We start from the raw sequence: 23,855 nt of genomic DNA on the forward strand, positions 1-23,855 counted from the left end.
CCACCGGACCGCAGCACCCCGAGCATCTCCCGCAACTCCGTCAACGCCTGCCGCCCCATGTCCCCCACCAGAGCAGCGTTCCTCACCGCCTTCTCCGGATCCTTCCGCGCCACCGCCTGCAACGCCGCCGCATGCACCACCATCAGACTCACCCGATGCGCCACCACGTCATGCATCTCACGCGCGATCCGCGTCCGCTCCTCGCCCCGCGCCCACTCCGCCCGCTCCTCCGCCCGCTCCGCGAGCAACTGAAGCTCCCGCTCCAGACTGTCCGCCCGCTCCCGCAGACTCTCCATCAACCGCCGCCGCGCCCCCACGTACAAACCCAGCAACAACGGCGGCGCCGTCATCCCCAACGCCGTCGTGATCGACGCGAACGGCACCAGCCAGTCGCCGACGTCCACGTCCTCCGTCGCGAGGTCCTGCCGCAGCCGCACGGACATCACGACGAGCACACCCACCAGCTGCATCCCGGCCAGCGAACCGATGATCCGCCGCGGCACCTCGGACGCCGCCAGCGAATACAGGCCGACGATCCCCAGCAGGAAACCCATCGCCGCCGGCGTCACCGCGACCCCCACCAGCACCACCGCGATCGGCCACTTCCGCCGCACCAGCAGCACCGAACCGGCCAGCAGACCGAAGACGACCCCCACAGAAGCCGGAATCCCCGTCTCCCGCGCGAACGGGACCCCCTCCCACCCGCACTCCACCGCGGACGCCACCGCGAGCCCCACATCCAGCACGGCACCACGCCGCCTGTCCCACCACCACGGCCCTCCCCGGGCCGCCACCAGCTCTTCCCCCGTCGCGGTCATGCCTCCAGCCTACGGGCGGGAAGCTCCCCTTTTCCGGCGAGTTTCCCCACCCAAACCACACCACACCGGGTGATTCCTCGGATGCGATACGGCCCGAAATCCCTCGAACTGATGAATCGGACACCGTTCGAGAGGGGAACCCACCATTCCGCCCGGACGGTATGCGTGTGACACACGCACCCGGCAAGTACGCCGACTTCGAGAGCCTGCGAGAACAGGCGGTCGCCCTGCGACGGGCGGGCCACAGCCTCCGGCAGATCCGCGACGAGCTGAAGATCTACAACAACGACATCCTCAACCAACTGGTGAAGGGCGAACCACCGCCGGCCTGGACGAAACGCCCCAACGCGAAGGACGGCCTCCGGGCCAAGGCGCGAGAGCTGCGGCTGCAAGGCTGGACGTACGACCGGATCCAGGCCGAGCTGGGCTGCTCCAGGAGCTCGGTGTCGCTGTGGGTACGGGACCTGCCGAAACCCGAACGCAAGCGCACTCCCGAAGAAGCCGCAGCCATCGCCCGCCGGGGCTGGGAAGCGAAGCTGCGCATTCGGGATGAGGAGCGGCAACGCGCCAAGGAAGCGGCCAAGCAGGCAGTCGGCAACCTGTCGCCCCGCGAACTGTTCTTGGTGGGCGTCGGCTTGTACTGGGCGGAAGGCAGCAAGGACAAGCCGTACGACCGCCGCGAGAACGTCACCTTCGTCAACAGCGACCCCGACATGATCAAAGTCTTTCTGGCTTGGCTCGACCTGCTTGGAGTCGAACGCGAGCGCCTCCGGTTCACGGTCATGATTCACGAGAACGCCGACGTGGCAGGCGCAGAGCGGTACTGGGCCGAGCTCGTCCACGCCGACCGCAACGCGTTCAACAAGACCACGCTCAAGCGGCACAACCCCAAGACAGTGAGGAAGAACGTGGGTGACTCCTACCGAGGCTGCTTGGTGATCAAAGTCCTGAAAGGTGCCGACCTGTACCGTCGCATCGAAGGCTCTTGGTACGGCATAGTGTTGGGTGCCGACTCGGCGACCTAACCGAATGTCCGGTTTAGTCGAGTTTCATCCCCCATGGTGTAATCAGGCAGCACTGAGGGTTTTGGTCCCTTAAGTTCAGGTTCAAATCCTGATGGGGGAGCTGCTGCGCCCGGGCCCTGACGTTTCCGTCAGGGCCCGCTCTCATGTCCCCCGCAAACACCCCCGGTATCCTGCGGTTGTCACCCCCCTCCCCATCACAGCCGAAGGGCATCCCGTGAGCACCAGCCGCCCGGCAGCCGTCGTCGTTCTCGCAGCGGGTGAGGGCACCCGTATGAAGTCGGCCACACCGAAGGTCCTGCACGACATCTGTGGCCGTTCCCTGGTGGGTCATGTGCTCGCCGCGGCCGGCGAGCTGGAGCCGGAGCACCTGGTCGTCGTCGTGGGTCACGCCCGCGAGAAGGTGACCGCGCACCTCGCGGAGATCGCCCCGGATGTGCGTACCGCCGTGCAGGCGGAGCAGAACGGCACCGGGCACGCCGTGCGGATGGGTCTGGAGGAGCTGGGCGGTTCCGTGGACGGGACCGTGGTCGTGGTCTGCGGTGACACTCCGCTGTTGACGGGTGAGACGCTGCGGCGGCTGTCGGCCGCGCACGTCGCCGACGGCAACGCGGTGACGGTGCTGACGGCCGAGGTGCCGGACGCGACCGGTTACGGGCGGATCGTGCGGGACGACAGTGGTGCGGTCACGGCGATCGTGGAGCACAAGGACGCGTCCGAGGCGCAGCGGGCGGTCCGGGAGATCAATTCGGGTGTGTTCGCGTTCGACGGGGCGTTGCTGGCGGACGCGTTGAAGAGGGTGCGGACGGACAACAGTCAGGGTGAGGAGTACCTGACGGATGTGCTGGGGATTCTGCGTGGGGCGGGGCATCGGGTGGGTGCGTCGGTGGCGGGGGATCATCGTGAGATCGCGGGGATCAACAACCGGGTGCAGTTGTCGGAGGCGCGGCGGGTCCTCAACGACCGGTTGCTGACGGAGGCCATGCTGTCGGGTGTCACGGTGGTGGATCCGGCGTCGACGTGGGTGGATGTGTCCGTGACGTTCGAGCAGGACGTGGTGGTTCTTCCGGGGACGCAGTTGCACGGGGTGACGCATCTGGCGGAGGGGTGTGAGGTGGGGCCGAACACGCGGTTGACGGATACGCGTGTGGGTGCGGGTGCGCGGGTGGACAACGCGGTGGCGGTGGGTTCCGAGGTGGGTCCTGGGGCGAGTGTGGGGCCGTACGCGTATCTGCGTCCGGGGTCGCGGTTGGGTCGTGGGGCGAAGGTCGGTACGTATGTGGAGACGAAGAACGCGTCGATCGGTGAGGGGTCGAAGGTTCCGCATCTGTCGTATGTGGGGGATGCGACGATCGGCGAGTTCTCGAACATCGGTGCGGCGAGTGTGTTCGTCAATTACGACGGACAGGACAAACATCACACGACGGTCGGGTCGCACTGCAGGACGGGTTCGGACAACATGTTTGTGGCGCCTGTCACGGTCGGGGACGGTGCTTACACGGCTGCCGGGTCGGTGATCACGAAGGATGTGCCGCCGGGTTCGCTGGCTGTGGCCCGTGGCCAGCAGCGGAATATCGAGGGTTGGGTGGCTCGTAAGCGTCCGGGGAGTGCTGCCGCGAAGGCGGCGGAGGCGGCTTCGCGGGAGCCGGCCGTCGAGGACTGACCGGATTCGGCCCTCTCGGATAGGGCGTACCGTGATAAGTGCACTTCCGCACCGCCATCAGCTGCGACACCTCTGAGGAGATTGTGCTGTGACCGGGATCAAGACGACCGGCGAGAAGAAGATGATGTTCTTCTCCGGCCGCGCCCACCCCGAGCTTGCCGAGGAGGTCGCCCGGCAGATGGATGTCGGGGTCGTGCCGACGAAGGCTTTCGATTTCGCCAATGGTGAGATCTATGTGCGGTATCAGGAGTCGGCTCGTGGTGCCGACTGTTTCCTGATCCAGAGCCACACTGCTCCGATCAACAAGTGGATCATGGAGCAGTTGATCATGATCGATGCGTTGAAGCGTGCGTCGGCGAGGTCCATCACGGTGATCGTGCCGTTCTACGGTTACGCGCGGCAGGACAAGAAGCACCGGGGTCGTGAACCGATTTCGGCGCGTCTGATCGCGGATCTGATGAAGACGGCGGGTGCGGACCGGCTGCTGGCGGTGGATCTGCACACGGATCAGATTCAGGGTTTCTTCGACGGGCCGGTGGATCACCTGTTCGCGTTGCCGCTGCTCGCGGACTACGTGGGTGCGAAGGTGGACCGTTCGAAGTTGACGGTGGTGTCTCCGGACGCGGGTCGTGTGCGGGTGGCGGACCGTTGGTGCGACCGGTTGGGTGCGCCGTTGGCGATCGTGCACAAGCGGCGGGACAAGGACGTGGCGAACCAGGTCACGGTGCACGAGGTCGTGGGTGACGTGAAGGGGCGTATCTGCGTCCTGGTGGACGACATGATCGACACGGGTGGCACGATCTGCGCCGCGGCGGACGCTCTGTTCGCGCATGGTGCGGAGGATGTGATCGTGACGGCGACGCACGGTGTGCTGTCGGGTCCGGCGGCGGATCGTCTGAAGAACTCGCGGGTGAGTGAGTTCGTGTTCACGAATACGTTGCCGACGCCGGGTGAGCTGAGCGAGTCGTTGGACAAGATCACGGTGTTGTCGATCGCGCCGACGATCGCGCGTGCGGTGCGTGAGGTGTTCCGGGATGGTTCGGTGACGAGTCTGTTCGATGAGCAGTAGTTCCGTGCGGTCGGTGCAGTAAGGGTTCTGCACCGGGTTCGCCGGTGATCGTTTTGGGTGTGGCCTCCTGGTCCGAGTAGACTGTCGAAGTTGCTCGGCGAGGGAGGCCGTACCGCTTTTCAGGAGGCGTACGGCGGTCCGTTATCGACGCGCTCTTCGTAGCAGGCCGTTCGTGGCCGGGTGACCACGTCCGTTTCTGACTTTCGAGGAGTGAGCATGTCCGAGGTGAAGATCTCCGTCGCGACGCGCACCGAGTTCGGCAAGGGTGCCGCGCGCCGTATCCGTCGTGACAACAAGGTTCCGGGTGTGCTGTACGGGCACGGTTCGGACCCGCTGCACCTGACCCTTCCGGGCCACGAGCTGCTGCTCGCGCTGCGTACGCCGAACGTGCTGATCGCGCTGGACATCGACGGCAAGTCGAACGAGCTGGCGATCCCGAAGTCCGTGCAGCGCGACCCGCTGAAGGGCTTCCTGGAGCACGTGGACCTGCAGCTGGTGCAGCGCGGCGAGACCGTCACGGTGGAGATCCCGGTCCTCACCGAGGGCGAGCTGGCCGCGGGCGGCAACCTGCTGGAGCACGTGCTGGGCACCCTGACCGTCGAGGCTGAGGCCACCCACATCCCCGAGTCCGTCACGGTCTCCGTCGAGGGTCTGGAGGCCGGCGCCTCCGTCCTCGCCAAGGACGTCCCCCTTCCGAAGGGCGCCAAGCTGGCCGTCGAGGAGGACGCTGTCGTCATCCAGGTGCTGGCCGCGCAGGCGGAGGAGGCGTCCGCCGAGGGTGAGGGCGAGGCGGCCGTCGAGGCCTGATCCTCGTTCCGAGTCGTCGTTTCGTCGGCCGCTGTTCCCGTACGGGGCAGCGGCCGACGCGTATGAGGGCGGGTGGGCAGGGACGTATGGAGGAGGCATGGACGTGACGACGGATGCGGCGGCCGGTGCGGCGGGTCCCTGGCTGGTCGTGGGGCTGGGCAATCCGGGGCCGGAGTACGCGATGAACCGCCACAACGTGGGGTTCATGGTGGCGGATCTGCTGGCGGAGCGGATGGGGGGCCGGTTCAAGCGGGCCGGCAAGGCGCAGGCGCAGGTGGTGGAGGGCCGGATCGGGCCGCCGGGGCCGGCGAACCGGCGGGTGGTGCTGGCGAAGCCGATGTCGTACATGAATCTGTCGGGTGGGCCGGTGAACGCGCTGCGGGAGTTCTACAAGGTGCCGGTGGCGAACGTGGTGGCGGTCCATGACGAGCTGGACATCGAGTACGGGACGTTGCGGCTGAAGCTGGGTGGCGGGGACAACGGTCACAACGGGCTGAAGTCGATGACGAAGGCGTTCGGGCGGGATTATCACCGGGTGCGGTTCGGGATCGGGCGGCCGCCGGGGCGGATGCAGGTGGCGGACTTCGTGCTGAAGGACTTCTCGTCGGCGGAGCGCAAGGAGCTGGACTACTTCGTGGACCGGGCGGCGGACGCGGTGGAGTGTCTGGTGATCGAGGGGTTGGAGCGGGCGCAGGGCACGTACAACTCGTGATGTGCCGGGGGGCTTCGGTGGGTTCGCCCCGTTGTCCGGGGCTTTTCGGAGCCCACCCGGGTTGACCGGCCGCGAGGTCATGGCCAAGGATTTCGGCCATGTCTCCCGCTGCCCGTTCCTCCCGTGGCTCCTGCGCCCTGCGGTTCGGCCGGTTCGCGGTGATGGGCGCGGTCGCCGTGCTGATCCTGATCGCGGGTGTGTGGGCGTCGTGGGGTACGGCGCAGCACGCGATGCTGACGAAGGGGCGTGAGCGCGGCACGGTGGCGGTGACGCGGTGCGGCATGAAGACGTGTACGGGGCCGTACACGCCGTCGTCGCCGGGTTCGCAGCCGCGTGCGGAGGTCGTGCTGGAGGATTCGGTGGCCGTGGCGGAGGGGCGGACGTACGCGGTGGTGCTGAAGCCGGGCGGCACGCACGCCGTCCGTTCGGGTATCGCCGGGATCCTGTACGCGTGGGTTCCGCTGGGCGGCGCGCTGCTGCTCGCGTCGGTCGTGGTGGCCGGCGGTCTGCTGCGGACGCGGGTGGCGTGGGTGCTGGCGTTGTCGGGGGCGGCGCTGCTGACGGCGGCTTTCCTGGCCGTGTAGGACAAAGGGGCGCCCCCGGCCGTACGAGGCCGGGGGCGCCCTTGGGTCGCGTCGGGTCAGCCGGTGTTGCGCAGGCCGGCCGCGACGCCGTTGACGGTGAGCAGCAGGGCGCGGGAGAGCAGCGGGTCGGGCTGTTCGTCGGCGCCGGCGGCGTCGCGCTGGCGCTTGAGGAGGGCCACCTGGAGGTAGGAGATCGGGTCCAGGTAGGCGTCGCGGATGGCGAAGGTCTGCTTGAGGACCGGGTCGGCGTCCAGGAGTTCCTGTTCGCCGGTGACGCGCAGGACCTCGGCGACGGTCAGTTCGTGTTCGGCCTTGATGGCGTCGAAGACGTGCTTGAGCTCGTCGGGGACGAGGGTGTCGACGTAGTGCTGGGCGATGCGCAGGTCGGTCTTGGCGAGGGTCATCTCCACGTTGGAGATGAAGTTGCGGAAGAAGTGCCACTGCTGGTGCATCTCGTCGAGGACGGTGTCGAGGCCGGCCTCGCGCAGGGCCTTGAGGCCGGAGCCGACGCCGTACCAGCCGGGGACGATCTGCCGGGACTGGGTCCAGCCGAACACCCACGGGATGGCGCGCAGTCCGTCGAGCGAGACGCCCGAGCCGGGGCGGCGGGAGGGCCGTGAGCCCAGGTGCAGGTCGGCGAGCTGGTCGACCGGTGTGGAGGCCAGGAAGTAGGTCGGCAGGTCGGGGTCCTCGACGAGCCTGCGGTAGGCGGTGTGGGCGGCGTCGGAGACGACGTCCATGGCGGCGTCCCAGCGGGCGAGGGCCTCGTCGGACTGGCGGGGTGCGGTGTGCAGGGCGGATGCCTGGAGGGTGGCCGCGACGGACAGTTCCAGGTTCTCCCGGGCGAGGGAGGGGATGAGGTACTTGTCGGAGATGACCTCGCCCTGTTCGGTGACCTTGATCTCGCCTTCGAGGGTGCCCCAGGGCTGGGCGAGGATGGCGTCGTGGGTGGGGCCGCCGCCGCGGCCGACGGTGCCGCCGCGGCCGTGGAAGAGGCGCAGCCGTACGCCGTAGCGGTGGGCGACGTCGCGCAGGCGGCGCTGGGCGCGGTGGATCTCCCACTGGCTGGTGGTGATGCCGCCGAACTTGGAGGAGTCGGAGTAGCCGAGCATGACCTCCTGGACGTCGCCCCTGAGGGCGACGAGGCGCCGGTAGGAGGGGTCGGCGAGCATGTCCTCGAGGATGGTGTCGGCGGCCTTGAGTTCGTCGGTGGTCTCCAGGAGCGGGACGATGCCGATCTTGGCCCAGCCGGCGTGCAGATCGATGAGTCCGGCCTCGCGGGCGAGGACGGCGGCGGCGAAGACGTCGTCGGCGCCCTGGCACATGGAGATGATGTAGGACTCGACGACCTCGGGTCCGAAGACCTCCAGGGCGCGCTTGACGGTCTGGAAGACGCCGAGGGTCTTCTCGCCGGCGGCGTCGACGGGTGCGGGGGTGGGGGCGAGGGGGCGCCTGCTGCGGAGTTCCTTGGCGAGCAGCTTGGAGCGGTACTCGCGGGGCATGTCGGCGTATCGCCAGGATTCCTCGCCGAGTCGGTCGAAGAGCTGGCCGAGGGCGTGGTGGTGGGCGTCGGCGTGTTCGCGTACGTCCATGGTGGCGAGCTGGAGGCCGAAGGCGGCCAGGGTGCGGATGGTGCGGGCGAGGCGGCCGTCGGCGAAGAGGCCGCCGCGGTGTTCGCGCAGGGAGGCCTGGATGATCCGCAGGTCGGCGAGGAGTTCGCCGGTGCCGAGGTAGTCGCGGCCGGGTTCGTGGGCGGTGCCCTTGGCGAGGCGGAGCTTGGTGTTCTCCAGCTTCTGGCGGATGCAGGTGGCCTTGAGCCGGTAGGGCTCCTCGGCGTTGAGGCGCTTGTAGCGGGGGCTGATCTCGGGGAGGGCGTCGAGGTCGGCCTGGAGGGAGGCGAGCAGTTCCTCCGTCGCACCCGCGTAGCGGATGGAGTTGGAGAGGAAGCCGCGCAGTTCGTCGATCATCTCCAGGGCGTCGTTGATGCCGTGTTCGTGCTGGAGGATGAGGACGTCCCAGGTGACCTGGGGGGTGACGTTGGGGTTGCCGTCGCGGTCGCCGCCGATCCAGGTGCCGAAGGTGAGGGGGCGGGTGTCGTCGGGGAGGTGGACGCCGACGCGCTCCAGTTCGGCGGTGAGGTCCTCCAGGACGTCGCCGACGGCGCCGGCGTGCAGTTCGTCGAGGTAGTAGATGGCGTTGCGGGCCTCGTCGGCGGGTTCGGGGCGGACCACGCGCAGTTCGTCGGTCTGCCAGACGAGGTCGATGTTCTCGGCGAGCCGGGTGTCCAGGCGGCGCCGGTCGGAGGCGATGACCGGGGTGTCGAGGAGGGCGGCGATCCGGCGGAGCTTGTTGAGGACGGAGCGGCGGGCGGCCTCGGTGGGGTGGGCGGTGAAGACGGGCCGGATGTTGAGGTTGCGGACCGTTTCGCGCAGGTGCTCGGGGTCGGCGTCCTTGAGGCGGTCGGCGGTGCGGGAGAGCAGTCCGCCCTCGGCGGCGCGGCGGGCGCGCAGTTCGCGGCCGCGGTGCACCTGCTCGGTGACGTTGGCCAGGTGGAAGTAGGTGGAGAACGCGCGGACCAGCTTGGCCGCGGTCTGCAGTTCGGTTCCCCGCAGCAGCTCGGCGGCGGCTTCGCCGTCCTCACGGGTGAGTCGGCGGACCTTCTCGACGAGGTCGAGCAGCTCCGGGCCCTCCTGCCGTACCAGGGTCTCGCCCAGGAGATCGCCCAGTCGGCGGATGTCGGCGCGCAGCTCGGTGCTCGTCGTGGTGGTCTGGTCGTCGGCACTGCTCACAGGTGCGGCTCCTTGCAGTGTTGAAGCTCGTCTGGGAGGGAACCCGGACGGTGTCCCGCGCGGCGTGCGCCGCTTGCGGGCCGGACGTCCGGGAAGAAATCAGAGCGGACCGCGCTGTCCGACCGACTTCAAGGATAGGTGTCGACCCGGACGCGCAGGCCCACGGGCTCTTGCCGCCGGGCGGCGCGCTGCCATACTTACGTTGCCGTAGGTTACGGAGGCGTAGGTATGCAGTGCGTTTCCGGAGGCCGGGCACCCACCCCCAGTCCACATACCCCACAGGGAACACGCATGACCTCAGGCTCCGATGTGCTGCACGAAGCTCCGGAACAACCCGGGCCCGCCGAAGCGGCGTCCTCCGCCACGCTGGGCGGTGAGCGCAAGCGTTCCATCGAGCAGATCACGCTGCTGCTCTTCATCGCCGTCCCCTTCCTGGCGCTGGTGGCGGCGGTGCCGCTGGCGTGGGGGTGGGGGGTGAGCTGGCTGGACCTCGGTCTGCTGGTCTTCTTCTACTTCCTCGGCTGTCACGGCATCACCATCGGTTTCCACCGGCACTTCACGCACGGTTCGTTCAAGGCGAAGCGGCCGTTGAAGATCGCGCTGGCGATCGCCGGTTCGATGGCGGTGGAGGGGCCGCTGGTGCGGTGGGTGGCCGATCACCGCAAGCACCACAAGTTCTCCGACGACGAGGGCGACCCGCATTCGCCGTGGAAGTACGGGGAGACGGTTCCGGCGCTGATCAAGGGCCTGTGGTGGGCGCACATCGGCTGGATGTTCGACGAGGAGCAGACGCCGCAGGACAAGTACGCGCCGGATCTGATCAAGGACCGGACGCTGCGGGCGATCTCCCGGCAGTTCATCCTGTGGACGGCGCTGTCGCTGGCGTTGCCCGCGCTGATCGGCGGTCTGGTCACCCTGTCCTGGTGGGGCGCGTTCACCGGGTTCTTCTGGGGGTCACTCGTCCGGGTGGCGCTGTTGCACCATGTGACGTGGTCGATCAACTCGATCTGTCACGCGGTCGGCAAGCGTCCCTTCAAGTCGCGGGACCGTTCGGGCAACGTGTGGTGGCTGGCGGTGCTGTCGTGCGGTGAGTCCTGGCACAACCTGCACCACGCCGACCCGACGTCCGCGCGGCACGGTGTGGAGCGCGGGCAGGTGGACTCCTCCGCCCGTCTGATCCGCTGGTTCGAGCAGGCGGGCTGGGCGTACGACGTGCGGTGGCCGTCACGCTCGCGTATCGATTCGCGCCGCAGGATCGCGGAAGACGGCTCCCGGGGCGGGAAGGAACCCGTCGAGGCGGCATGATGGTCGCCGTGGCGACCGACTCCAGCAGCACCCCGAGCAATGACAAGCCGCGGCGTGCGCGTCGCACCCGGATGACCGGTGCGGAGCGCCGCCAGCAGCTGCTGGAGATCGGCCGCACCCTGTTCGCGGCGAAGGGTTTCGAGGGCACGTCGGTGGAGGAGATCGCGGCGCGCGCCGGGGTCTCCAAGCCGGTGGTGTACGAGCACTTCGGCGGCAAGGAGGGCCTGTACGCGGTGGTGGTGGACCGCGAGATGCGGCGGCTGCTGGACATGGTGACGGGCTCGCTGACGGCCGGCCATCCCCGCGAGCTGTGCGAGCAGGCGGCGTTCGCGCTGCTGGACTACATCGAGGAGTACACGGACGGTTTCCGCATCCTGGTCCGTGACTCCCCCATCCCCCAGTCGACGGGTTCCTTCGCCTCGCTGATCTCGGACATCGCCACCCAGGTGGAGGACATCCTGGGCCGCGAGTTCAAGTCCCGCGGCTTCGACCCGAAGCTGGCCCCGCTGTACGCGCAGGCCCTGGTCGGGATGGTCGCGCTGACGGGCCAGTGGTGGCTGGACGTCCGCAAGCCGAAGAAGGCGGAGGTGGCGGCCCACCTGGTCAACCTGGCGTGGCACGGGCTGGACGGCCTGGAGCCGAAGCCGCGGCTGATAGGTCACCGGAAGAGCTGAATCCGGGCTGAACGGGCTGCGCGGCCGTCCGACCGCGTGGGACGGTGCGCCCATGATCGCGACGACGGTCGGCGAAGCCGCCCTCCGGCTCAAGGAGCTGGTCCGCCGGGTGGCCGGCAGCCGCGAGCCCCTCGCCCTCACGGAGGGAGGCCGGGTGGTGGCCCTCCTCGTCGCTCCCCGGGTGATCGAGGATCCGGGGAACGCCTTGGCCGCCGCCGGTGGTCATCGACGTGGCGCGGGCGCTCCGGCCGACCGCTCCAGGAACTCCAGCCGGTTGCCCACCGGGTCCTCGGAGTGGAAGCGTCGGTGGCCCGGGAGGTCGTCGTCCCAGGTGACGGGGGCGCCGTGGGCGGCCAGGCGGGCGGCGTACGCCTCGATGCCGGTCACCCTCAGGCCGGGGTGGGCTTTCCTCGCGGGCCGGAAGTCGTGCTCGACGCCCAGGTGGAGGCGTACGTCCCCGGCCTCGAACCAGCAGCCGCCGCGGGCGGCCAGGGCCGGTGGCTTCGGCGTCTCGGTCATGCCGAGGGCATCGGCGTAGTAGGCGCGCAGCCGTTCCTCGGAGCCGGGCGGGGCGGCGAGCTGCACATGGTCGACGGCGGTGAGCATGGCCTCACGCCTCCTTGACGGCGACCGCGAAGACGCGGCGGAAGGGGAACGGGGTGCCGTGGGCGCCGGCCGGATAGGCGGCCCGCAGGGCCGTCCGGTACTCGGCGACGAAGGTCTCCCGCTCCTCCGGGTCGTCGGCGAGGGCGGTGAGGACGGGACGCAGGCCCGTGCCCTCGACCCAGTCGAGAACCGGATCCTTTCCGGTCAGCAGGTGGATGTACGTCGTCTCCCAGGCGTCGGTCGTGCAGCCGAGGGCGGTCAGGTGCTCCAGGTAGGCCTCCGGCCGGAGTACGGCGTCCTCGTGGCGCAGGACGCCGGCCAGACGGCCCCGCCGGCGGGGGGAGGCGGCGAGTTCGCGCATCAGGGTGTGGCTCGGGGCGTCGAAGTTGCCCGGCACCTGGAAGGCGAGGGCGCCGCCGGGGGCGAGCCCGGCGATCCAGTCGGGGAAGCGCTCCACGTGTCCGGGGACCCATTGCAGCGCGGCGTTGCTGACGATCAGGTCGTACGGCTCCCCGGGCGTCCATGTGCGGAGGTCGGCGTGGGCGAAGTCGAGCTCGCCGCCCCCGGGGGTCGGGCCCTGGTGGTCGGCGCGGGCCCGGTCGAGCATCTCGGGCGAGTTGTCGTAGCCGGTGATGCGGGCGGTGGGCCGGCGTGCGGCGAGCAGGGCCGTGACGTTGCCGGCGCCGCAGCCGAGGTCGGCGATGCGGGCCGGCTCCCCGGGGGGTTCCGGGATCCGGGCGAGCAGGTCGGTGAAGGGCCGGGTGCGGTGACCGGCGTGACGCAGGTACTGGGCGGGGTCCCAGACGGGGTCGGTGGCGGGCATGAGGCCTCCCGGTGCGGTGCGGAGGGTCGGGTGCCCAGCATCACCCCCATTCATCTCGACGTCAAGAGACTCGACATCAAGAGACTTCACGTCGACACAACCACTACACTGATCGTCATGGAGGACGAGGTCGATCGGCTGGTCGCGGCGTGGCGTCGGGAGCGCCCGGACCTCGACGTGGAACCGCTCGAGGTGCTCAGCCGGGTGAGCAGACTGGCCCGGCACCTGGACCGGGCGCGTCGGCTCGCCTTCGCCGAGCACGGGCTGGAGTCCTGGGAGTTCGACGTCCTGACCGCGCTGCGCCGCGCGGGCGCCCCGTACCAGCTCTCGCCGGGGCAGCTCCTCACGCAGACGCTCGTCACCTCGGGCACGATGACCAACCGCATCGACCGCCTCGCCAAGAAGGGCCTGGTGGAGCGGCTGCCCGACCCCAGTGACCGGCGCGGCGTCCTGGTCCGGCTCACGGAGGAGGGCCGCGACCGCGCCGACCAGGCACTGGCCGGGCTGCTGGCGCAGGAGCGGGCGATCCTCGCGGAACTCACCCACGCCCAGCGCGGCGAACTGGCGGGACTGCTACGCCAGTTGACCGCCCCGTTCGACAACGTCCCCGGTTAGGTCGGCGGGCCCGACACCCGCCCGCCGGGCGAGGGCCACCGCGGCGAGGGTGGAGTGCACCCCCAACTTACCCAGGACGTTCTGCATATGGGTCCGCACGGTGTGCGGGGACAGGTACAGGCGCTCGGCGACCGCCTTGCGCCCCAGTCCCGCGACCATGCACCGCAGCACCTCCCGCTCGCGCGGGGTCAGGGACTCCACGAGCCGTTCGCTCTCCGTGCGGTGCCGCCGGGCGGCGGTCAACTCCCGCAGCACGCCCGTCAGCAGCGCGGGCGGCAGATGCGTCTCGTCGCGCAGCACCCCCCGGACGACGGTGAGCAGCCGGTTCAGCGAGCAGTCCTTGGCCACCCACCCGCAGGCCCCCGCCTGCAGGGCGAGCGCGGCCCGGGCCGGATCGTCCTTCTCGGCGAGGACGACGACCCGTACCTGCGGCTGCGCCGAACGCACCCCGGTGACCAGCGTCAGCCCGTCGACGAGTCCGTCCTCGCCGACGGCCTGCACGGGCACGGCCGGCCGTCCGTCCGGCGCCTTGCCGCCCAGGTCGGCGTCGACGAGCACCACGTCGAACCGCCGTCCCTCGGCGGCCGCCCGCTCCAGACAGCGCAGCGCGGCCGGGCCGCTGCCCGCCGCGGACACGTCGACGTCGGGCTCCGCGGCCAGTGCCGCGGCCAGTGACTCGGCGAAGATGCGATGGTCGTCGACGACCAGGACTCGAATGCGAACCACGAAACCCCCTTCCCCGCGCTCCTCCCGGAGCAGGGGATTTACCCCATCGTCGGAGGACGACACCGGCGCGGGTACGACGCCGAGGCCCCTGTCACTCACTCACCGGACGCGGGACGGGCCGCCGCGGTCACACGGCCGCCGCCGCGCGACGACCGCCGCCCCCGCCCCGGACGCCGTACCCGATCGTCTCGCCCCCTGAACGGCACCGGCCCCCACCGGCGCTGTCCATCAGGGTACGGGCGGGGGCCGGGAGCGGAAGGTTATTTGCAGAACTGGCGGCCTTGCGCGTTTATGGTGAGCCGCATGTTTCGTCTTGAGACAGAAGTCGACAAGGCCCGACGTGATCTGCTCCGCAGGAGGCTGAGGGACACCAACACGGCGGCCTCACCGGTCCTGCGCGCGCTGCGCGGAACCCCGGGCGAACGCGAAACGCCTTTGCACGTGTGGGCGCTGGATGCGAACGGTGGACTGGCCGGCGGCCTGGTCGGCCACACCTGGACGGCCTGGCTGCACGTGACCTACCTGTGGGTCGACGCCCGCCACCGGGGAGCGGGCCTGGGCTCCGGCCTCCTCGCGGAGGCGGAACGCGTCGCCGCGGCCGAACGCGCCTGCACGGCCTCCCGTGTGGAGACCTGGGACTTCCAGGCCCCGGAGTTCTACGAGCGGCAGGGTTACGAGGTGGTGTGCGTGATCCCCGACTACCCGCCGGGGGTCACGGAGTACACGCTGACGAAACGGCTGGGCTGAGCGCGCCGCCGCCCGGGCCGCACCGCCGCTCCTCGCCCGGCCCCGTGTCCTCGGCGCCGACCGGGGCGGGCCGGCCCTCCGCCCGCCCCCGGCCCGATCCGCGCGGAGCGGATCTTCGGGCACCGCGCCGCCCGCGCGTCGTCCGGCTCGGAGATCCGCTCCCCCGGCGGCCCGTCGTCGGCCCTCGCCGACCGTCAGCGCACCCGCCGCGCGCCCGCCGCGGGCACCGCCTCGAAGACCCGGGGGGCAGTGAAGCCGGCCGCCGCGAAGGCCTCCTCCACCGCCTTGGTGATCGTCGGGACGTCGGTCTCCTCCGCCAGGACGATGGCCGAACCGCCGAAGCCGCCGCCGGTCATGCGGGCGCCGAGGGCGCCGGAGGCCACGGCGGTCCCGACCACCAGGTCGAGTTCGGGGCAGGAGACGCGGAAGTCGTCGCGCAGCGAGGCGTGGCCCTCCACGAGCACCGGGCCGATGGCCCGGGTGTCGCCCGACTCCAGCAGGGAGACGACCCGTTCGACCCGCTCGTCCTCCGTCACCACGTGCCGGACCAGCCGGCGCACCTCCTCCTCGTCGCCGAGCCGCTCCAGCGCCGCGTCCAGTTCCGCGTACGGGACGTCCCGCAGGGCGTCGACGCCCAGCAGGGCCGCGCCCTTCTCGCAGCCGGCGCGGCGCTTGCCGTACTCGCCCTCGCTGTGGCTGTGCTTGACCTGGGTGTCGACGACGAGCAGGCGCATGCCCTCGGCGGCCAGGTCGAACGGGATCTGGCGCTGGGAGAGGTCACGGGTGTCGAGGAACAGGGCGTGGCCGGTCTCGCAGCAGGCCGAGGCCGTCTGGTCCATGATGCCGACGGGGGCGCCGACGTAGACGTTCTCGGCGCGCTGGGACAGCCGGGCCAGCTGCCAGCCGCGCAGACCGAGGCCGAACAGGTCGTTCAGGGCGAGCGCGACGACGACCTCCAGGGCCGCCGAGGACGACAGGCCCGCGCCCGCCGGAACGGTCGAGGCGAGGTGGACGTCCGCGCCGGTGACGGTGTGGCCGGCCTCGCGCAGCGCCCACACGACGCCCGCCGGGTAGGCGGTCCACCGCTTGTCGGACTGGGGGGCCAGGGCGTCCACCGCCAGCTCCACGACCGGCCCGTCCACGTCGGCGGAGTGCAGCCGCAGGACGCCGTCGTCCCGCCGGGACACCGCGGCGACCGCGGTGTGCGGCAGGGCGAACGGCATGACGAAGCCGTCGTTGTAGTCGGTGTGCTCACCGATGAGGTTGACCCGGCCCGGTGCCGCCCACACCCCGTCCGGCGCGGCCCCGTACAGCTCCTCGAACCGCTCGGCGACGGACTCCGCGACGGTCTCGCTGGACTCGCTCATGCCCTGACCCCTGCCCCTTCGTGACGTTCTACTCGGCCTGTTCGGCCTGCTCGGCGCGCTGCTGCGCGAACTCCCACGCGTCCGCGACGATCCCCGCGAGGTCGGCGCGCGACGGCTTCCAGCCCAGCTTCTCGCGGGCGGTGGCGGCCGACGCGACCAGGACCGCCGGATCGCCGCCCCGGCGGGGGGCCACGACCTCGGGGATCGGGTGGCCGGTGACCTCGCGGACCGTCTCGACGACCTCGCGGACGGAGAAGCCGTTGCCGTTGCCGAGGTTGCAGATCAGGTGCTCGCCGGGCGCGGCGGCCTTCAGCGCGAGCAGATGGGCCTCGGCCAGGTCGGCGACGTGGATGTAGTCGCGCACGCAGGTGCCGTCGGGCGTCGGGTAGTCGTCGCCGTAGACGGAGATCGCCTCGCGCCGCCCCTGGGCCACCTGCAGCACGAGCGGGATGAGGTGCGACTCGGGGTCGTGCCGCTCGCCGTACCGTCCGTACGCGCCGGCCACGTTGAAGTAGCGCAGGGAGACCGCGCCCAGTCCGTGCGCCGCCGCCTCACCGGTGATCATGTGGTCGACGGCGAGCTTCGAGGCGCCGTAGGGGTTGGTGGGGCTGGTCGGCGCGGACTCGACGATCGGGACCTGCTCGGGCTCGCCGTACGTCGCCGCCGTGGAGGAGAACACGAGCCGGCGCACGCCCGCCTCGCGCATCGCGCCGAGCAGCGCCATGGTGCCGCCGACGTTGTTGTCCCAGTACTTCTCCGGCTTCGCCACCGACTCGCCGACCTGGGAGAAGGCGGCGAAGTGCAGCACGCCGTCGTAGGAGGGGTCCAGCCATGCGGCGGCGTCGCGGATGTCGCCCTCGATGAACGACGCACCCGCGGGAACGCCTTCCCGGAAGCCGGTGGAGAGGTTGTCGAGCACGACGACCTCGTGGCCGGCCTCCAGCAGATGCTGGGCGACGACACTGCCGACGTAACCGGCCCCGCCCGTCACCAGGTACTTCCCGCTCATGAACTCGCTACCTCTCGCAGTCGCTCGGCCGCGCGCTCCGGCGGCACGTCGTTGATGAACACGTTCATGCCGGACTCGGAGCCCGCGAGGAACTTCAGCTTGCCGGATGTGCGACGGATGGTGAAAAGCTCCAGGTGGAGCGCGAAGTCGTCGCGCGTGACGCCGTCGAACTCCTCCAGCGTGCCGAACGGGGCCTGGTGCCAGGCCGCGATGTACGGCGTCGGAGGCTCTCCCTCGCCGAAGATCCGGTCGAAGCGCTGCAGGAGTTCCAGGTACATCCGGGGGAACTCCGTGCGCGCCGCCTCGTCCAGTCCGAGCAGGTCGGGCACCCGGCGCTTGGGGTAGAGGTGGACCTCGTAGGGCCAGTGCGCCGCGTACGGCACGAAGGCCACCCAGTGTTCACCCTCAAGGACGATCCGCTCGTCGGCCCGTTCCCGCTCCAGCACGGCGTCGAACAGGTTCTCACCGCCCGTCGCCTCCTTGTGTGCGGCCACTTGGCGCAGCGTCAGGGCGGTGCGGGGGGTGGTGAAGGGGTAGGCGTAGATCTGCCCGTGCGGGTGCTGGAGGGTGACGCCGATCTCGGCCCCCCGGTTCTCGAAGCAGAAGACCTGTTCGACGGAGGGCAGATGCGACAGCTCGGAGGTCCGGTCCGTCCAGGCGTCGAGCACCAGTCGCGCCTGCCGCTCGCTCAGACCGGCGAAGGAGGAGTGGTGGTCGGAGGTGAAGCAGACGACCTCGCACCGGCCCGAGTCCCCGGCCAGCGAGGGGAAACGGTTCTCGAAGACGACCACGTCGTACGACGAGTCCGGGATCTCGCTCAGCCGGTCGCCCTCGGAGGGGCACAGCGGGCATTCGTCGGCCGGCGGGTGGTAGGTGCGCCCCTGGCGGTGGGAGGCGATGGCGACGGAGTCGCCCAGCAGCACGTCGCGGCGGATCTCGGACGTGGTGACGGTGGCGTCCAGCGGACGGCGGTCGACGGCGTCGCGGACGGTGTCGTCGCCCAGGTCGTAGTAGACGATCTCGCGACCGTCGGCCAGCCGGGTCGAGGTCTTCTTCACTGCCGCACTCCTCTACACCCGCCCATCACTCAACACAAACAAACATAACACATCACAACCCACCAGCAAGGCCCGCTCGTCACGATCAAACAAAGAACATCACGAGAAGTGTTCGGTAACCGAACACCGAGGCATGGGTTCCGCACCGGATCAGTTCGCGAACGAAGCGAGTATGTATGCAAACCCCCACATACCTGGCCGCAGAGCTTCGACTCCCCACCAACTGGCTGGACTACACGATCCTCGGGATCTACTTCGTCGTCGTGCTGGGCATCGGCTTCGCCGCCCGCCGCTCGGTCAAGACCAGCCTCGACTTCTTCCTCTCCGGCCGCTCCCTGCCCGCCTGGGTCACCGGCCTGGCCTTCATCGCGGCCAACCTCGGCGCCACCGAGATCCTCGGCATGGCGGCCAACAGCGCCCAGTACGGCGTCTACACGACCCACTGGTACTGGATCGGCGCCATCCCCGCGATGGTCTTCCTGGGCCTGGTGATGATGCCGTTCTACTACGGCAGCAAGGTCCGCTCGGTCCCCGAGTTCCTGCTGCTGCGCTTCGACAAGGCGGCCCACCTGTTCAGCTCGGTCCTCTTCGCGGCGGCGGCCATCCTGATCGCCGGCGTGAACCTGTACGCCCTCGCGATCGTGGTCGAGGCCCTCCTCGGCTGGCCGCAGTGGGTGGCGATCGTCGTCGCCGGCTTCTTCGTCCTGGCCTACATCACCCTCGGCGGCCTGTCCTCGGCGATCTACAACGAGGTCCTGCAGTTCTTCGTCATCCTCGCCGCGCTCATCCCGATCACGGTGCTCGGCCTGAAGAGCGTGGGCGGCTGGGACGGCCTGTCCGACTCCCTCACCCAGGCGCGCGGCGACGACTTCATGACCGCCTGGGGCGGCACCGGCATCGGCAGCGACAACCCGCTCGGCGCCAACTGGCTGACCATCATCCTCGGCCTCGGCTTCGTCCTCTCCTTCGGCTACTGGACGACGAACTTCGCCGAGGTGCAGCGCGCCCTGTCCGCCAAGAACCTCTCGGCGGCCCAGCGCACCCCGCTCATCGCCGCGTTCCCGAAGATCTTCATCGTGTTCCTGGTGATGATCCCGGGCCTGGTCGCCGCCGTGATGGTCCCCGCGATCGGCACGGGGGGCTCGGACCTGCAGTACAACGACGCGATCCCGTACCTGATGCAGCAACTCCTGCCCAACGGCGTCCTGGGCATCGCCGTCACCGGGCTGCTGGCCGCGTTCATGGCCGGCATGGCGGCCAACGTCTCCTCCTTCAACACCGTCTTCACCACCGACATCTGGGCGAAGTACGTGGTGAAGCACCGCGAGGACGGGTACTACGTCCGCTTCGGCCGCCTGATCACCGCGATCGGCGTCCTCGCCTCCATCGGCACGGCGTTCCTCGCGTCCTCGTTCTCGAACATCATGAGCTACCTGCAGACGCTGTTCTCCTTCTTCAACGTGCCGATGTTCGTGGTCTTCATCATCGGCATGTTCTGGAAGCGGGCGTCCATGAAGTCCGGCTTCTGGGGCCTGCTCGCCGGCACCACCACCGCGATGGTGAACTACTTCTGGATCTACAAGCAGGGCATCATCGGCATCCCCTCCGACCAGGGCGCCAACTTCGTCTCCGCGATCGCCGGCTTCGTCGCGGGCGCGGTGGTCATGGTCGCCGTGTCGCTCTTCACCGCCCCCAAGCCGGCGGAGGAACTCGAGGGCCTGGTCTACGGCACGCGTTCCCCCGGCATGGCGGAGCCGCCCGCGGAGGGCGACGACGCGTGGTACCGGAAGCCGGCGTTGCTGGGCTGGGGCGCGGTGATCCTGGCCGCCGCCTGCTACATCCCGTTCTCGTTCTGACCGCGGGAGGATGGAGAGAGCATGTCCGAGCACTATTCCGAGCGTGAGCTCCAGCAGGAGGTCTCCGACCTGGAGACCAAGTCCACGACGGCCGCACGGTTGTTCGACATCCGGCGGATCATCGGCGGGCTGTTCGTCGTGTACGGCGTGATCGTCACGATCGCGGGCTTCACCGCGTCCGACGCGGACCTCGACAAGGCCCAGGGAGTCAACATCAACCTCTGGACGGGGTTGGGAATGCTGGTCCTGGGCCTGCTGTTCCTCCTCTGGCTGAAGCTCAGGCCGACGGCCCCGCCGCCGCCGGACGTCGTTCCGGAGGAACGGGAGGAGTAAGCGGCGCGGTACGTTGCGCGGTCCCGCGCCGGTGCGGCCCGGGCCGGGACCGCACCCCCGGCGTCTGCGGGCGCCCCGCGCCGGTGCGGGCCGGGGGTGTTCGCGCAGCCCGGCGCTTACGGGGTGCTGTCGCGCCCACCCGTGCCGCCCTGCGGCACGACTGCCCGCGGCAGCGGCAGGCGGCAGCCCGCGGAGCGCGGGGACGACGGCAAGTGGCCGCGTACGGCGCGCAGGGGACGGGGCGGGGGTGGCCGCCCGCAGCGGCCGGCGCGTCCGCACCCAGCACCCCTCCAACGGACGTGATCCGCGCCGGTCCGAGGACGGACACCCCCGACCCGGCCCCGACCCACCCACCGACCGCGGGCGCCACCCCAACCCCCACCGGACCGCACGAGGCGCCGCAGGCACAAGACCCGCGCCCCACAGGCCCGCCGCCGCAGGCTCAGGCGCCGCCCCCCACCGGCCCCGCCCGGTCCAGCAGGCCCGTTCGGGCGGCCAGGGCCGCCGCCTCCAGGCGGGAGCCCACGCCCAGTTTCATCAGGACACGCTGGACATGCGTCCGGGCCGTGGACGGTGCGATGCCCATGCCCGCCGCGATCAGCCGGGTGTCCTCCCCCTCGGCGACCCGCACCAGCACCTCCACCTCCCGAGGCGTCAGCATCCGCAGCAACCGCGCACCCTCGTCATCCGGCTGCGCCGCAGGATTCAGCAGCTCCCCGAACGCCCCCTGCAGCAACTGCGGCGCCACGGCGGCCTCCCCCGCCCGCGCCTTCATGATCGCCCGCTCGACCCCCTCGATGCGCTCGTCGTGCCGCACGTACCCCGACGCCCCCGCCGCGAACGCCGCCGCGATGCCCCGCGGCGACGGCACCGGCCCCAGCACCACCACCGCCACCTGGGCCCGCTCCCGCTTGATCTTCACCACCGGATCGAACGTCCCCGCCGCCGCCGGCGCCGCCGTCCCCAGCAGACACACCTCGGGCGCCCTGCTGATCACCAGATCCGCGGCGCCGGCCGCCGGCGCGGCCGCCGCCAGCACCCGGTGCCCCCGCAGCTTCAACGCCGAGGCCAACGCCTCGGCGAGCAATCGGTGGTCGTCGACCACCATCAGCCGCACTCCCATCGAACAGCCAACCCCCTGACAACGCACCCCCGGATGCCCCCGGAAGCTACACGCTTGTTCGACGTCGCGCTCCCCCTACCGGCGAGAACCACCCCGGACCGCCGAAATTCTCGCATTCGACGGCGATGGGCGGATGACGCGCGACACGCCCGCGGCCCCGTCCCTGACCAGGGACGGGGCCGCGGAAAACAACGAACCGAACGATCAACTCGTACCGAAAGCGATCACGAGATATTCCTTATCGTCCGAAGCCGACGAGAAGTCACTGGCGTAGGCACTGGACATGTACAGAGCGCCCTGCGAGAACAGGATCTCCGCGTATTCGGGCGACATCCGCGACTCGACGTCCCGCACGGTTTCCGTCGCCGGGTTCTCCATCAGCGTCGTCTGCTTGAAGGTCCCCCCGTCGATGCTGACGATCTGCCCGCCCTTGTCGTACGGCGGACGCTTGTACGCCAGGACGTTGCCGCCGTCCATCCGCAGCGGGGTGATCGTGTAGCCGTCACCCGCGTCGGCACGCTGCCCGGTCTGCTTGCCGGTCGCCAGGTCGAAGGCGACGACCTCGTTGGTCTGGACGTACGACTTCCCGCCGCCCTCGTGCTCCTCGGTCGCGATGTACAGCCGGTCGCCGCCGACCGCCAGCCCGGTGCACTTCTCGAGCTTGTAGATGGCGTCGCAGCGGGCCGCGTACTCCTCGCCCGGCGCGGAGATGCGCGTGCGCAGCTTGCCGGTCTTGTTGTCGATGGAGAAGAAGTCCGAGATGCCGCTGCCGTCCCCCGCGGAGTCGTTGACGTCGGCGGCGACGACCAGCGGGTCGGTGGAGACGACGGCGGCGTACTCGATGCCCTCGCCCATCTTGTACTCGGTGATCACCTTCCCGCTCTTCGGGTCGATGGTCTGGATGTGCAGCTGCCGCTGGTCGTACGAACCGCACTTGCGCACCGCGACGAGCTTCTCGCCGCCGCCGTACCCGGAGTCGTAGCAGGAGTCGGACGTCTTGGGCGCCCACAGCTGCTCGCCGGAGGCGATCTCCCAGGCGGCGCCGCCGCTGGTGCTGCCCGCCGCGACGGTGCCGCCGCTGAGGGTGACGTTGTTGAAGCTGATCGGCATGGTGCCGGACTTGGCGGTCTTGGTCCACACCTCCTTGCCCGCCGCGAGGTCGATCACCGCGAGCTGCGTGCAGGACTGCGGATTCTCCTTGGTCGGCATGGCGGGCTTGAAGATGATCGCCGTCTTGCCGTCCTCGGTGACGCGGTTGGTGGCCTCGCACACCGGTCCGGGCAGGTCGATCGTCCACTTCTCGGTGCCCTTGGCACGGTCGTAGCCGACGATCTCGGCGATCCCGCTCTTGGCGTACACCGTGTCGGTCAGCCAGGAACCGGAGGTGGGGATGCTCGTGGTGCCCTTGGGGACCTTGGGCGCGGGCACCTGGAACAGCACCTTGGAGCCGGTGTCGGCCGGCGCCTTCTCCTCGGTCCCGGAGGAGGTGCCCCCGGAGCCGCCGTTCTTCTCGTCCTTGCCGCCGGTGCCGCCGGAATCCGCGGTGGTGTTCTTGTCGTCGTCCTTGCCGGACGACGAGGCGTACCAGACACCGGCGCCGACGATCAGGGCGATGGCCGCGACCGCCGAGACGATGATGGCGGCCTGCGCGCCGAACTTCTTCCCGCCACCCCCCGGCTGCGACTGCATCGGCATGGTCGGAGGCTGCGGATACCCGTACCCGGGCTGCCCGTAGCCGGGCTGACCGTACGGCCCCGGCTGCTGCGGATGCCCGTACGCCCCCGGCTGCGGCTGCCCCGGATACCCGTATCCGGCGGCCGGCGGCGGCTGCTGCGGGTACCCGTACCCGGCGGCCGGAGGCTGCTGCGGATACCCGTACCCGGGCCCCTGCGGAGCCGGCGGCGGCGCGACCGGCGGCTGCGGGGCGGCCGGGGTCTGCGGGGCGGCCGGGGGCTGCGGGGTCTGCGGGGTCTGCGGGGTCTGCGGATACCCGTACCCGGGCTCCGGGGCCTTGGTGAGATCGGGCCCACCGGGCGCGGCCGGCGGCTGTGCGGGCTGCTGCGGAGACTGCTGGGGCTGTTGCGGAGGCCCGAAGCCCGGCTGCTGCGGAGGCTGGTGGGGCGGCGGGGGCGACTGGGTCATGACGTGA

General features: G+C 70.3%; 22 protein-coding genes. 12 read left to right on the forward strand and 10 right to left on the reverse strand.

The features are described from left to right. Positions 1–818 (reverse strand): sensor histidine kinase (locus tag ADK41_RS21135; RefSeq protein ID WP_167353481.1); only part of this gene is annotated, 818 nt, incomplete at its 3' end. A 167-nt stretch (positions 819–985) separates the two neighbouring features. Between ADK41_RS21135 and ADK41_RS41735 the strand changes: the two genes are divergently transcribed. The 6 genes from ADK41_RS41735 to ADK41_RS21165 all read left to right on the forward strand — a co-directional run bounded on the left by ADK41_RS41735 (position 986) and on the right by ADK41_RS21165 (position 6,675). Next, positions 986–1,843 (forward strand): helix-turn-helix domain-containing protein, encoded by an 858-nt coding sequence (locus ADK41_RS41735; RefSeq protein ID WP_037803687.1) that lies wholly within the window; start codon positions 986–988, stop codon positions 1,841–1,843. Between the two features lie 214 nt (positions 1,844–2,057). After that, the gene (glmU, locus tag ADK41_RS21145) at positions 2,058–3,503 is read left to right on the forward strand and encodes a bifunctional UDP-N-acetylglucosamine diphosphorylase/glucosamine-1-phosphate N-acetyltransferase GlmU (protein WP_030821753.1); all 1,446 of its coding nucleotides are present in this window, start codon (positions 2,058–2,060) and stop codon (positions 3,501–3,503) included. An 88-nt stretch (positions 3,504–3,591) separates the two neighbouring features. Beyond that, entirely contained in the window at positions 3,592–4,572 is a 981-nt protein-coding gene (locus ADK41_RS21150) for a ribose-phosphate diphosphokinase (RefSeq protein ID WP_030821755.1), read from the forward strand. 216 nt (positions 4,573–4,788) lie between these two features. Beyond that, the gene (locus ADK41_RS21155; protein WP_030821757.1) at positions 4,789–5,379 is read left to right on the forward strand and encodes a 50S ribosomal protein L25/general stress protein Ctc; all 591 of its coding nucleotides are present in this window, start codon (positions 4,789–4,791) and stop codon (positions 5,377–5,379) included. Between the two features lie 97 nt (positions 5,380–5,476). Beyond that, the gene (gene pth / locus ADK41_RS21160; RefSeq protein ID WP_030821759.1) at positions 5,477–6,091 is read left to right on the forward strand and encodes an aminoacyl-tRNA hydrolase; all 615 of its coding nucleotides are present in this window, start codon (positions 5,477–5,479) and stop codon (positions 6,089–6,091) included. Positions 6,092–6,189: 98 nt separating this feature from the next. Further along, complete coding sequence (locus tag ADK41_RS21165; RefSeq protein WP_030821761.1) at positions 6,190–6,675, forward strand: hypothetical protein; 486 nt, start codon at positions 6,190–6,192, stop codon at positions 6,673–6,675. 56 nt (positions 6,676–6,731) lie between these two features. Here the strand turns inward: ADK41_RS21165 and ppc are convergent, their stop codons facing one another. Next, positions 6,732–9,464 carry a phosphoenolpyruvate carboxylase gene (ppc, locus tag ADK41_RS21170; protein ID WP_030821763.1) on the reverse strand — a complete coding sequence of 911 codons (2,733 nt, stop codon included), beginning with the start codon at positions 9,462–9,464 and terminating at the stop codon, positions 6,732–6,734. A gap of 291 nt (positions 9,465–9,755) precedes the next feature. Between ppc and ADK41_RS21175 the strand changes: the two genes are divergently transcribed. Together ADK41_RS21175 and ADK41_RS21180 are read left to right on the forward strand one after the other, a co-directional pair. After that, on the forward strand, positions 9,756–10,769 hold the full coding sequence (locus ADK41_RS21175; RefSeq protein ID WP_030821765.1) for an acyl-CoA desaturase: 1,014 nt from the start codon (positions 9,756–9,758) through the stop codon (positions 10,767–10,769). Then, positions 10,766–11,443, forward strand: coding sequence for a TetR/AcrR family transcriptional regulator (locus ADK41_RS21180; RefSeq protein WP_030821767.1), 678 nt, complete (start codon positions 10,766–10,768; stop codon positions 11,441–11,443). The genes ADK41_RS21175 and ADK41_RS21180 overlap by 4 nt, the downstream gene beginning before the upstream one ends. A gap of 222 nt (positions 11,444–11,665) precedes the next feature. Here the strand turns inward: ADK41_RS21180 and ADK41_RS21185 are convergent, their stop codons facing one another. Both ADK41_RS21185 and ADK41_RS21190 read right to left on the reverse strand, forming a co-directional pair. Continuing rightward, positions 11,666–12,049: a VOC family protein gene (locus tag ADK41_RS21185; RefSeq protein ID WP_030821768.1), complete on the reverse strand. Its 384-nt coding sequence runs from the start codon at positions 12,047–12,049 to the stop codon at positions 11,666–11,668. Between the two features lie 4 nt (positions 12,050–12,053). After that, the gene (locus ADK41_RS21190; RefSeq protein ID WP_030821770.1) at positions 12,054–12,872 is read right to left on the reverse strand and encodes a trans-aconitate 2-methyltransferase; all 819 of its coding nucleotides are present in this window, start codon (positions 12,870–12,872) and stop codon (positions 12,054–12,056) included. Between the two features lie 117 nt (positions 12,873–12,989). On the opposite strand from ADK41_RS21190, the gene ADK41_RS21195 reads away from it, so the two are divergent. Beyond that, on the forward strand, positions 12,990–13,487 hold the full coding sequence (locus tag ADK41_RS21195; protein WP_030821772.1) for a MarR family winged helix-turn-helix transcriptional regulator: 498 nt from the start codon (positions 12,990–12,992) through the stop codon (positions 13,485–13,487). Here the strand turns inward: ADK41_RS21195 and ADK41_RS21200 are convergent. Then, a complete protein-coding gene (locus tag ADK41_RS21200; RefSeq protein ID WP_030821774.1) occupies positions 13,446–14,213 on the reverse strand; it encodes a LuxR C-terminal-related transcriptional regulator in 768 nt (255 codons plus the stop codon). The genes ADK41_RS21195 and ADK41_RS21200 overlap by 42 nt on opposite strands. A 291-nt stretch (positions 14,214–14,504) precedes the next feature. Here ADK41_RS21200 and ADK41_RS21205 point away from each other — a divergent pair, with 291 nt between their 5' ends. Further along, on the forward strand, positions 14,505–14,960 hold the full coding sequence (locus ADK41_RS21205) for a GNAT family N-acetyltransferase (RefSeq protein WP_030821776.1): 456 nt from the start codon (positions 14,505–14,507) through the stop codon (positions 14,958–14,960). A gap of 194 nt (positions 14,961–15,154) precedes the next feature. Here the strand turns inward: ADK41_RS21205 and galK are convergent, their stop codons facing one another. Genes galK through galT form a run of 3 tightly spaced genes read right to left on the reverse strand, consistent with a single transcriptional unit; the run spans position 15,155 to position 18,394 of the window. Continuing rightward, positions 15,155–16,327 (reverse strand): galactokinase, encoded by a 1,173-nt coding sequence (gene galK / locus ADK41_RS21210; RefSeq protein WP_030821778.1) that lies wholly within the window; start codon positions 16,325–16,327, stop codon positions 15,155–15,157. 28 nt (positions 16,328–16,355) lie between these two features. Then, a complete protein-coding gene (gene galE / locus ADK41_RS21215; RefSeq protein WP_030821780.1) occupies positions 16,356–17,336 on the reverse strand; it encodes a UDP-glucose 4-epimerase GalE in 981 nt (326 codons plus the stop codon). Then, positions 17,333–18,394 (reverse strand): galactose-1-phosphate uridylyltransferase, encoded by a 1,062-nt coding sequence (gene galT, locus ADK41_RS21220; RefSeq protein ID WP_030821782.1) that lies wholly within the window; start codon positions 18,392–18,394, stop codon positions 17,333–17,335. The genes galE and galT overlap by 4 nt, the downstream gene beginning before the upstream one ends. Positions 18,395–18,570: 176 nt before the next feature. On the opposite strand from galT, the gene ADK41_RS21225 reads away from it, so the two are divergent. Continuing rightward, the gene (locus tag ADK41_RS21225; protein ID WP_030821784.1) at positions 18,571–20,250 is read left to right on the forward strand and encodes a sodium:solute symporter family protein; all 1,680 of its coding nucleotides are present in this window, start codon (positions 18,571–18,573) and stop codon (positions 20,248–20,250) included. 21 nt (positions 20,251–20,271) lie between these two features. Then, positions 20,272–20,583 carry a hypothetical protein gene (locus ADK41_RS21230; protein WP_030821785.1) on the forward strand — a complete coding sequence of 104 codons (312 nt, stop codon included), beginning with the start codon at positions 20,272–20,274 and terminating at the stop codon, positions 20,581–20,583. 442 nt (positions 20,584–21,025) lie between these two features. Here ADK41_RS21230 and ADK41_RS21235 read toward each other — a convergent pair whose 3' ends face one another. Next, positions 21,026–21,706, reverse strand: coding sequence for a helix-turn-helix transcriptional regulator (locus tag ADK41_RS21235; protein WP_030821787.1), 681 nt, complete (start codon positions 21,704–21,706; stop codon positions 21,026–21,028). Positions 21,707–21,910: 204 nt separating this feature from the next. After that, entirely contained in the window at positions 21,911–23,848 is a 1,938-nt protein-coding gene (locus ADK41_RS21240) for a PQQ-binding-like beta-propeller repeat protein (RefSeq protein WP_078661843.1), read from the reverse strand. Positions 23,849–23,855: the final 7 nt, after the last annotated feature.

The organism is Streptomyces caelestis, assembly GCF_001279005.1.
GTDB lineage: Bacteria > Actinomycetota > Actinomycetes > Streptomycetales > Streptomycetaceae > Streptomyces > Streptomyces heliomycini.

Bases quoted from the DNA above. Each gene is read 5' to 3' on its own strand.
- ADK41_RS21165 (WP_030821761.1), top strand. From the start codon at position 6,190: ATGTCTCCCGCTGCCCGTTCCTCCCGTGGCTCCTGCGCCCTGCGGTTC.
- ADK41_RS21155 (WP_030821757.1), top strand. From the start codon at position 4,789: ATGTCCGAGGTGAAGATCTCCGTCGCGACGCGCACCGAGTTCGGCAAG.
- ADK41_RS21225 (WP_030821784.1), top strand. From the start codon at position 18,571: ATGCAAACCCCCACATACCTGGCCGCAGAGCTTCGACTCCCCACCAAC.
- galE (WP_030821780.1), bottom strand. From the start codon at position 17,336: ATGAGCGGGAAGTACCTGGTGACGGGCGGGGCCGGTTACGTCGGCAGT.
- ADK41_RS21230 (WP_030821785.1), top strand. From the start codon at position 20,272: ATGTCCGAGCACTATTCCGAGCGTGAGCTCCAGCAGGAGGTCTCCGAC.
- ADK41_RS21195 (WP_030821772.1), top strand. From the start codon at position 12,990: ATGGAGGACGAGGTCGATCGGCTGGTCGCGGCGTGGCGTCGGGAGCGC.
- ADK41_RS21190 (WP_030821770.1), bottom strand. From the start codon at position 12,872: ATGCCCGCCACCGACCCCGTCTGGGACCCCGCCCAGTACCTGCGTCAC.
- ADK41_RS21185 (WP_030821768.1), bottom strand. From the start codon at position 12,049: ATGCTCACCGCCGTCGACCATGTGCAGCTCGCCGCCCCGCCCGGCTCC.
- ADK41_RS21205 (WP_030821776.1), top strand. From the start codon at position 14,505: ATGGTGAGCCGCATGTTTCGTCTTGAGACAGAAGTCGACAAGGCCCGA.
- ADK41_RS21240 (WP_078661843.1), bottom strand. From the start codon at position 23,848: ATGACCCAGTCGCCCCCGCCGCCCCACCAGCCTCCGCAGCAGCCGGGC.
- ADK41_RS21180 (WP_030821767.1), top strand. From the start codon at position 10,766: ATGATGGTCGCCGTGGCGACCGACTCCAGCAGCACCCCGAGCAATGAC.
- pth (WP_030821759.1), top strand. From the start codon at position 5,477: ATGGACGTGACGACGGATGCGGCGGCCGGTGCGGCGGGTCCCTGGCTG.
- galK (WP_030821778.1), bottom strand. From the start codon at position 16,327: ATGAGCGAGTCCAGCGAGACCGTCGCGGAGTCCGTCGCCGAGCGGTTC.
- ADK41_RS21235 (WP_030821787.1), bottom strand. From the start codon at position 21,706: ATGGGAGTGCGGCTGATGGTGGTCGACGACCACCGATTGCTCGCCGAG.
- ADK41_RS21175 (WP_030821765.1), top strand. From the start codon at position 9,756: ATGACCTCAGGCTCCGATGTGCTGCACGAAGCTCCGGAACAACCCGGG.